The 730-nt window shown below is 29.3% G+C and carries 2 protein-coding genes; both read right to left on the bottom strand.

Annotation, left to right across the window (positions count from 1 at the left end; genetic code table 11):
- The coding region (locus RCF13_RS19820) for a hypothetical protein (protein WP_308141477.1) at positions 1-253 on the bottom strand (253 nt) is incomplete at its 3' end.
- 185 nt (positions 254-438) lie between these two features.
- The coding region (locus tag RCF13_RS19815) for a hypothetical protein (RefSeq protein ID WP_308141476.1) at positions 439-730 on the bottom strand (292 nt) is incomplete at its 5' end.

The raw sequence follows: 730 nt of genomic DNA, 5'->3' as shown, positions 1-730 counted from the left end.
CATTATTTTTTGTTAGTTCAGTAAAGAATTCGTCTGAAACAAGTTCTTTTGAGCGCAAGTATCCGTCATGTTCAAACCAGTCCCACACTTTATATACCTTCCCATACATCAGATCATTCTCTTTCAAATAATTTATTGTTTCTTTTACAAGTCTTCTAAGCTTATCCAAAGGTATTATATCTTTTGTATAAAGTACTTCACCATTAAATGGAGGTTCTAACTCTTTATATCTATTGAATATTTCATTATCCATACCTATTTTCTCTCCCAATCATATTCAAAAACAATAGTGGTGTCTATCAAAGAAATGATATATACAATCCGTACTCTTTAATTTTTCGGTATTTTTTCATGCACTACTTCATCTCGGTATTACTGAATAAACAACCTAAAGGCAAGAGAACAATGCACTTGCTTTTAGGTTATTTTATATTGTTCTTATGATTTATCTTCTAAATTTGATTCTTCAGTATAATACAAATTGTTAGCAGTAACTAATATTTCATCACCTGAATTTAAAAGGATTCTTAAGTCGAATAAAGAATATTGAGTTTGTATTTCTTCTATATAGTAAGATATTTCATTAATATATATTCCTGCTCCCCAAGGTTCATCTATAGGCACATTTAGTAATTTTACTCCAAATAGACTAATTTGCGCTTTCACGTTGCTTATTCTAGGGCTATCAAGCATTAAATGTATATGTACTGCATAGTTTCTATAATCACAA

This window comes from Stenotrophomonas maltophilia group sp. RNC7, from assembly GCF_030910085.1.
In the GTDB taxonomy this organism is placed as follows: domain Bacteria; phylum Pseudomonadota; class Gammaproteobacteria; order Xanthomonadales; family Xanthomonadaceae; genus Stenotrophomonas; species Stenotrophomonas sepilia.
The sequence above is the reverse complement of the archived record's forward strand: the minus strand, read 5'-3'. Positions and strand labels throughout refer to the sequence as shown.